This is a genomic window from Cellulomonas rhizosphaerae, from assembly GCF_003470205.1.
Taxonomy (GTDB): Bacteria; Actinomycetota; Actinomycetes; order Actinomycetales; family Cellulomonadaceae; genus Cellulomonas; species Cellulomonas rhizosphaerae.
The window spans coordinates 1-6,066 of sequence record NZ_QWKP01000086.1; the positions used below are offsets into that span (position 1 = coordinate 1).

Below are 6,066 nucleotides of genomic sequence, written 5' to 3' on the forward strand. Positions count from 1 at the left end.
CCGCCGCCTGCGGCTGACGGCGCGCCGCGCGCCGGGTGCGCCCGGCGCGCGGCACCCGCCGTCGTCCTGTCCGACCACCGCTAGGGAGCGCCTGTGCAGCAGGGCTATCTCGACGACGTCCGCGAGGCGTTCACCGGGTACGACGTCCTCGGGGCGTTCTGGGTCAACATCCAGCTCACGATCTACGCCGGGCTGCTCGCGCTCGTGATCGGCACCGTGCTCGCGCTCATGCGCATCTCCCCCGTGCCGAGCCTGCGCTGGGCCGGGACCACCTACGTGACGCTGCTGCGGAACACGCCGCTGACGATCATCATCGTGGGGTGCGTGCTGGGCCTGTGGGGTCAGCTCGGCGTCACGCTCGGCGACGGGTTCCAGCAGAACTTCTTCCGCCTCGCGGTCCTGGGCATGGCCGTCTACCACGCGGCCTTCGTCTGCGAGGCGCTGCGCTCGGGCGTCAACACGGTGCCGACCGGGCAGGCCGAGGCGGCCCGCGCGATCGGCCTCAACTTTGGCCAGACCGCCGGGCTGGTCGTGCTCCCCCAGGCCTTCCGCGGCGCGGTCGCCCCCCTGGGCAACGTGCTCATCGCACTGCTCAAGAACTCGACCGTCGCGGCCGCCGGTTCGGTGGCCGAGGCGTCCGTGCTGATGCGGGAGATGATCGAGAACCGCGCCGACATGATCTTGCCGATCTTCATCGTCTTCGCCCTCGGCTTCGTCGTCCTGGTCGTGCCGATCGGACTCGCGACGACCTCGCTCTCGCGACGACTGGCGGTGGCGCGATGAGCCAGGTGCTGTTCGACGCCCCCGGGCCGCGCGCGCGCCGGCGCATGGTCGTGGTCAACGTCGTGGCCACGCTCGTCGTGATCGGCATCGGCGTCTGGCTCCTCACGCGCCTCGGCGCGAAGGGACAGCTCGACGCGGACCTGTGGACGCCGTTCCTGCACGCCGACGCGTGGGTCAACTACCTGCTTCCCGGCCTGCGCTCGACGCTCGAGGCCGCCGGGATCTCGATCGTCACGTCCGCGATCTTCGGCCTCGTGCTCGGCCTCGGCCGCCTGTCCCGGTCGCGCACCGTCCGCACCGTCGCGGGCGTGATCGTCGAGTTCTTCCGCGCCGTGCCCGTGCTGCTCATGATGATCTTCTTCTACATGGGCCTGCTGCAGCTCAAGATCGTCGACGCGTCCGACGTCCCGCTGCTCGCGGTCGTGCTCGGGCTGACCTTCTACAACGGCTCGGTGTTCGCTGAGCTCGTGCGCTCCGGGGTCCACAACCTGCCGCGCGGCCAGCGCGAGGCGGCCCTGGCCGTCGGCCTGCGCCGAGGGCAGTCGCTGCGCGCCGTGGAGGTGCCGCAGGCGCTCATCGCGATGCTTCCGGCGATCGCGAGCCAGCTCGTGGTGATCCTCAAGGACACCGCGCTCGGCTACATCATCACGTACCCGGACCTGCTCAACTCGGCCCGGCTGCTGGGTACCGGGCAGGGCAACATCCTGCAGGCGCTCGTGGTCGCGGCGGCGATCTTCATCGTCATCAACTACGCGCTCACCCGGCTCGCGTCGTTCCTGGCCCGCCGCCTGGGCAGCCGCACGGCCGGGGAGACCCGGGTCGCGCCGCCGCCGATGGCGATCGACACGGGCAAGGGCTGAGGTCAGCCGGCGGTCGCGCTCGCGCGGATCTCCCGGACGACGGTCACCTTGATCTCGCCCGGGTACGTCAGGTCGGCTTCGATGTGCCGCGCGATCGCGACGGCCAGCTGCGGCAGCGCGTAGTCGTCGACCTCCGACGGCTCCACCACCACGCGGACCTCGCGACCGGCCGACATCGCCAGCGCGCGCCGCACCCCGTCGTGCGCGGCGACGAGCTGCTCGAGCTTGTCGAGCCGCTCGACATACTGCTCGATCTCCTCGCGCCGCGCGCCCGGCCGGCTCGCCGAGATCGCGTCGGCGACCTGCACGAGCACCGCCTCGACGGTCTGGGCGGGGATCTCGTCGTGGTGCGCCGCGACGGCGTTCACCACGACGTCCGACTCGCCGTACCGCTTGACCAGGTCGCCGCCCAGCGCGGCGTGCGTGCCGGGCATCTGCGCCGTGAGCGCCTTGCCGACGTCGTGCAGGAACGCCCCGCGTCGGGTCAGCTCGACCTCGGCGCCGACCTCGGCCGCGAGGCTCGCCGCGAGCAGCGCGGTCTCGACGAGGTGCTCGAGCACGTTCTGGCCGAACGAGGTCCGCAGGCGCAGCCGGCCGAGCGTGCGCACCAGGTCCGGGTGCAGGTCGGCGACGCCCGCGCGCTCGGCGGCGTCGTGGCCGGCGGCGTCGGCGCGGTCGTCGGCACCCTCGAGCGCCTGCGCGTACGCGGCCTCGATGCGCTGGGGGTGGATCCGGCCGTCCTCCATGAGCGCGTCGAGGGCGACCTGCGCGACCTCGCGGCGCTCGGGATCGAAGCAGGACAGGACCACGGAGCCCGGCTGGTCGTCGACCAGCACGTTCACGCCGGTCAGCGCCTCGAAGGAGCGGATGTTGCGCCCCTCCTTGCCGATGATGCGGCCCTTCATCTCCTCCGACGGCAGCGGCAGGACCGTGACCGAGCTCTGCGAGCTGGTGGCCACCGCGGTGCGCTGCAGGGCCGCGACGACCACGCGGCGCGCCTTGGCGTCGGCCGTGCGGCGCGCCTGCGCCTCGATGCGGCGGACCTGCGCCGCGGTGTCGTTCTGCGCCTGCTCGACGAGCCTGCGCGACAGCTCGGCCTTGGCCTCGTCGGCGGTCAGCCCCGCGACCGAGGCCAGCTCGTCGACGGCCTCGCGGCGCGCGGCCTCGGTGGCCGCGTCGGCCGACCTGGTCGCCTCCGCGACGACCCGCTCCGCGTCGCGCTCGGCCGACTCGAGCACACGAGCCGCGCGACGCTCGGCGTCGGCGGCCGACTCGGCCCGCTCACGGGCGGTTCGCTCCAGCGCGTCGACCTCGGCGCGCTCGGCGGCGACTGTCGTCTCCCGCTCGGCCAGGCGCGCCTCACGACGCTGGGCGTCGGCGAGCAGCGCCCGCGCGTCGTCCTTGATGGTCGCGACGTCAGCCGTGGCCTGCGCGCGCTGCGCGGAGGCCTCACGGCGTGCGACCAGGACGAGGATGAGCGCGACCAGGCACGCGCCGAGCAGCCCGACCACGACGAGCAACGAGCCGTCTTTCACGGGCACCTCCGATTCGGCTCGACGCAGGTGGACCCGCTGAGCACCGCCCATTGTGACCCATGATCACGGGCTCCCGGCCGCTGCGGCGCGCCCGTGGTCAACACGCGCCCGGACCGTCCTGATCCGTCCCGACCGGGGCGGTGGAGCCGTCGGCTCTGGTCAGAGGCTCTCGAGTCCGGACTCGCCGCCGTCGTCGCCCGACTCGACGAGCTCTTCGCGCAGGATCTGGGCGACCAGCCCGGGCGAGTACCCCTTGCGACCGAGGGCGCCGTAGATCCGGCGCCGCAGGACCTCGGGCGCGAGCGCCCCGCTCGTCGCGAGCTTGCGCCGCACGAGCGCGCGCGCCGCGGCCTCCTCGTCGTCGGCGTCGACCTGGCCGAGCGCACCGGCCGCCGTCTCCTCGTCGATCCCCTTGCGCCGCAGCTCCACGGCGATCGCTCGACGTGACTGCCCGCGCTCCGCGTGCCGCGTCCGGACGAGCATCGCCGCGAACTCGGCGTCATCGATGAGCCCGACCTCCGTGAACCGGTCGAGCACCCGGCGCGCGACGTGCTCCGGGATGAGCCTCTTGGCCATCGCCTGCTCGAGCTGCGCCCGGCTCTTGCCGGCCGCGGCGAGCTGACGCAGCGCGATCGCCCGCGCCGCCTCCTCCGCCTCGCCGTCCGAGGCGAATCCCCCGGCGGTGAGGCCGCCGTCGTCCTCGTCGTCCGCGCCGACGTCATCGAGACCGGCGACCTCGTCACGCTCCTCGGGCGACAGCCCGGAGCCGATCACGTGACCGGTCGGTCGGGAGCGGCTCGTGCTGCCGCTCCCGACCCGGGCCCCGGACGCCTGACGGCGCCCGGACGTGCGTGCTGACATGCGCAAGACTCGATCAGAAGTCGACCGCGGCCGTGTCGTCAGCCGGCTTGTCGACGAACGCGCCGATGCCGAGCTTCTCCTTGATCTTCTTGTCCAGCTCCTCGGCCAGGTCCGGGTTGTCGCGCAGGAACTTGCGCGCGTTCTCCTTGCCCTGGCCCAGCTGGTCACCCTCGTAGGTGAACCACGCGCCGGACTTGCGTACGAACCCGTGCTCGACGCCCATGTCGATCAGGCTGCCCTCGCGGGAGATGCCGACGCCGTAGAGGATGTCGAACTCGGCCTGCTTGAAGGGCGGCGCCATCTTGTTCTTGACCACCTTGACGCGCGTGCGGTTGCCGACCGCGTCGGTGCCCTCCTTGAGGGTCTCGATGCGGCGGATGTCGAGGCGGACCGACGCGTAGAACTTCAGCGCCTTGCCACCCGTCGTCGTCTCGGGCGAGCCGAAGAACACGCCGATCTTCTCGCGCAGCTGGTTGATGAAGATCGCCGTGGTGCCGGACTGGTTGAGCGCACCGGTGATCTTGCGCAGCGCCTGGGACATGAGGCGGGCCTGGAGGCCGACGTGGCTGTCGCCCATCTCGCCCTCGATCTCGGCCTTCGGCACCAGGGCCGCGACCGAGTCGATGACCACGACGTCGATCGCGCCGGAGCGGATCAGCATGTCCATGATCTCGAGCGCCTGCTCGCCGGTGTCCGGCTGCGAGACCAGCAGCGCGTCGGTGTCGACACCCAGCTTCTTCGCGTACTCGGGGTCCAGCGCGTGCTCGGCGTCGATGAAGGCGGCGATGCCGCCGGCCTTCTGCGCGTTGGCGACGGCGTGCAGCGCGACGGTCGTCTTGCCCGAGGACTCCGGGCCGTAGATCTCCACGACGCGGCCGCGGGGCAGCCCGCCGATGCCGAGCGCGACGTCCAGCGCGATGGATCCGGTAGGGATGACCTCGACGGGGGCACGCCCCTCGTCGCCGAGGCGCATGACCGACCCCTTGCCGAACTGGCGGTCGATCTGGCTGAGGGCGGCCTCGAGGGCCTTCTCGCGGTCCTTCGGTGCGGGCATGGTGCTCCACCTTCGTCGTCTCGTGCAGCCTGTGCTGCGCCTGCGGGGGCTGGTCGTTGTCGCTGCGGGTGACGCTATGCCCGACCACTGACACACGATCCGAGCAGACCCCCAGCCTGTGCACCGGCTGACGCCGGAGCGGGGCTGTGGACGGCTCGATCGCTGTCACCCAGGGACGACCATACCCGTACAGGTGTTCGACGAGAGCGACACGCCGAGAGAAACACGTGGTCGAGCGCTCAGTCGAGCTCGAGCACCCCCCCGGGCCGGAGCACGTGCACCGCGCACTCCGGCGCCTCGCGTGCCGCGGCCGCCGCGAACGCGGGTCCGCCCACGTCCATCCACCCGGGCGGCAGGCTCCGGGAGATCGGCGTGTGCAGCGTCCCCCAGTGCACCGGGACCGCGGCCGCGGCACCGACGACGGCGCACACGCGCGCGGCCTGGAACGGGTCCATGTGCCCGCCGGACAGCCTCGGCCCCCACCCCCCGACCGGCACGAGGGCGAGGTCGATCGGTCCGCCGGCCATCTCCGGCAGGTGGGCCATCGCCGCGTAGGGCGCGGTGTCCCCCGCGAACCACACGCGCGTCGTCGGGGTCGCGATCACGAACCCGCACGCGGCGTTCGGTCGGTGCGGCATCGGGCGGTGGCCGTGATCGGCCGGCACGGCCCGGATCCGCACGTCCGAGCCCGGCACGTCCCACCACTCGTCGTCGGCCAGGCCCACGCCCGTGACGTCCTTGGCCCGCAGCCAGCGGGCGTTCACGGGCGCGGCGAGCACGGGCGTGCCCGCCAGCCGGCGCAGCGACGCGAGCTCGGCGTGGTCGTGGTGCAGGTGCGAGACCAGCACCGCGGCAGGGTCGGCCCAGTGCTCACGCGCGGGTGGTCCTCCGCGGCGCCGCAGCAGGTGCGCGTGCGGCCGCAGCAGCGGGTCGGTGAGGATCCGCACGCCGCCCAGGTCGAGGACCAGGCTGG

At 72.9% G+C, this 6,066-nt stretch carries 6 protein-coding genes; 2 read left to right on the forward strand and 4 right to left on the reverse strand.

The window, feature by feature from the left end:
* Positions 1–93 precede the first annotated feature (93 nt).
* On the forward strand, positions 94–783 hold the full coding sequence (locus D1825_RS01610) for an amino acid ABC transporter permease (RefSeq protein WP_118765755.1): 690 nt from the start codon (positions 94–96) through the stop codon (positions 781–783).
* Positions 780–1,643 (forward strand): amino acid ABC transporter permease, encoded by an 864-nt coding sequence (locus tag D1825_RS01615; RefSeq protein WP_118765756.1) that lies wholly within the window; start codon positions 780–782, stop codon positions 1,641–1,643. Before D1825_RS01610 ends, D1825_RS01615 begins: the two co-directional genes overlap by 4 nt.
* Positions 1,644–1,645: 2 nt before the next feature.
* On the opposite strand, the gene rny is transcribed toward D1825_RS01615, so the two are convergent.
* The 4 genes from rny to D1825_RS01635 all read right to left on the reverse strand — a co-directional run.
* Positions 1,646–3,184 carry a ribonuclease Y gene (gene rny / locus D1825_RS01620; protein ID WP_233549557.1) on the reverse strand — a complete coding sequence of 513 codons (1,539 nt, stop codon included), beginning with the start codon at positions 3,182–3,184 and terminating at the stop codon, positions 1,646–1,648.
* A gap of 153 nt (positions 3,185–3,337) precedes the next feature.
* Positions 3,338–4,039, reverse strand: a complete 702-nt coding sequence (locus D1825_RS01625) for a regulatory protein RecX (RefSeq protein ID WP_118765758.1) — start codon at positions 4,037–4,039, stop codon at positions 3,338–3,340.
* A 13-nt stretch (positions 4,040–4,052) separates the two neighbouring features.
* Positions 4,053–5,093, reverse strand: a complete 1,041-nt coding sequence (recA, locus tag D1825_RS01630; RefSeq protein WP_118765759.1) for a recombinase RecA — start codon at positions 5,091–5,093, stop codon at positions 4,053–4,055.
* Positions 5,094–5,332: 239 nt separating this feature from the next.
* Positions 5,333–6,066, reverse strand: a 734-nt coding sequence (locus tag D1825_RS01635) for an MBL fold metallo-hydrolase (RefSeq protein ID WP_118765760.1), incomplete at its 5' end; no start/stop codon positions are given.

Bases quoted from the DNA above. Each gene is read 5' to 3' on its own strand.
- D1825_RS01615 (WP_118765756.1), top strand. From the start codon at position 780: ATGAGCCAGGTGCTGTTCGACGCCCCCGGGCCGCGCGCGCGCCGGCGC.
- D1825_RS01625 (WP_118765758.1), bottom strand. From the start codon at position 4,039: ATGTCAGCACGCACGTCCGGGCGCCGTCAGGCGTCCGGGGCCCGGGTC.
- recA (WP_118765759.1), bottom strand. From the start codon at position 5,093: ATGCCCGCACCGAAGGACCGCGAGAAGGCCCTCGAGGCCGCCCTCAGC.